At 62.5% G+C, this 1,652-nt stretch carries 1 protein-coding gene; it reads left to right on the top strand.

Annotation, left to right across the window (positions count from 1 at the left end; all coding sequences use genetic code 11):
- Positions 1–122 precede the first annotated feature (122 nt).
- A complete protein-coding gene (locus D6T64_RS00025; protein WP_119970225.1) occupies positions 123–1,517 on the top strand; it encodes an IS1380 family transposase in 1,395 nt (464 codons plus the stop codon).
- Positions 1,518–1,652 lie beyond the last annotated feature (135 nt).

The raw sequence follows: 1,652 nt of genomic DNA, 5'->3' as shown, positions 1-1,652 counted from the left end.
AGCCTCGATCCACCGGTCGAGTTGAGGTTGTAGCGGCGCGTTAAACCGAGAATGCCTATCGGATCAGGAAAAATAGAACTTACTTAGGGTTCAATTTGACCGATTCGAGAGGCACCTCGTAGATGCAACTTTTCCATACTTCGAACCGCTTGTCCGCCACCTTCGACGACACAAATCTCGTGTCGGCCGCAGGCCTCATCCCCGCGTTGGCGTTGGCGGTGAAAACCGGTCTCGGGGAGCTTGCCGATGCCCGGCTGAGCTTGCCCGGCTACTTCGGCGCGAACGCCGGATTGAAAGTCACCGCGTTGGTCGCGGGAATGCTCGCCGGGGCCGACTCGATTGATGACATGGCCCTGCTGCGGCACGGCGGCATGAAGAAACTCTTCATCGGAACCTACGCCCCCTCGACGCTGGGATCGTTCCTCCGCGCGTTCACGTTTGGTCACGTCCGTCAGCTCGACGCCGTCGCTTGTCGATGGCTGGTCAACCTGGCCGCCCACACCCCAATCGTCGCCGGGATCGACGACTACGCGTTGATCGATATCGACGACACCATCAAAGAAGTCCACGGATATCAGAAGCAAGGTTCCGGCTACGGCTACTCCGGAGTCCGCGGGTTGAACGCCCTGATCGGCATCGTTTCCACGCCGAAGGCGGCACCGATCATCATCGGGTCCCGGCTGCGGAAAGGATCAACGGGCTCTCCCCGCGGCGCGGGCAAGTTCGTCGGTGACACCCTCGCCACCGTGAAGCGCCTCCGCAGCACGGCGGCGACCGGCGTCGTGCTGCTGCGCGCAGATAGCGCGTTCTATGGCCATGCTGTCGTCGCCGCCGCGAATCGCGCGGGGGCGAAAGTGTCCATCACCGCTCGGATGGACCCCGCCGTCAAACGCGCGATCGCCACGATCACCGCCGATCAGTGGACCACGATCAATTACACCGACGCGATCCGAGACGAGGAAAGCGGTGCCTGGATTTCATCGGCCGAGGTCGCCGAAATCCCTTTCACCGCGTTCAGTTCACGCAAGAAATCCGAACGCCTCGAAGGCCGACTGGTCGTGCGGCGCATCCCCGAACTGAACCAGAAAGCAGGCGAGGGACAACCAACGCTCTTCGACACACACCGCTTTCACGCGTTCTTCACAACCAGTGATCTGGACACCGTCACGGCCGATCAAACCCATCGCCAGCACGCGATCATCGAGCAGATCAATGCCGACCTCAAGGACAGCGCGTTGGCTCATCTGCCCTCCGGTGTCTTCACGGCCAACGCGGCCTGGCTCGTGCTGGCCACGATCGCGTTCAACCTATCCCGAGCCGTGGGTTCGCTCGCCAGCACAGATCTGGGCAAAGCGCGCAGCGGCACCATCCGCCGCAAACTCATCAATATCCCCGCACGAATCTCCACCTCAGCCCGGAAAATCCTTCTGCACCTACCGGCCAGCTGGCCGTGGGAAACCGGGTGGACAGCCGCATTCGCGGCAGCCTGCGGACCACCGCAAACCATCCCCACCTGACCACCAGCCACCCGGCCCCGAAGATGACGGAACACCATCGGCAGCAAGGCCGACAGCTTCGCCGCGCCCACCACCACAACACCGCTCAGAAATCAGCGAGCACGCTCACTCAAGCCGGACCGGTGGATCGAGGCT

The organism is Cryobacterium melibiosiphilum (genome assembly GCF_003602235.1).
GTDB classification, from domain to species: domain Bacteria; phylum Actinomycetota; class Actinomycetes; order Actinomycetales; family Microbacteriaceae; genus Cryobacterium; species Cryobacterium melibiosiphilum.
This window is presented reverse-complemented; position numbering and strand designations above follow the sequence as displayed.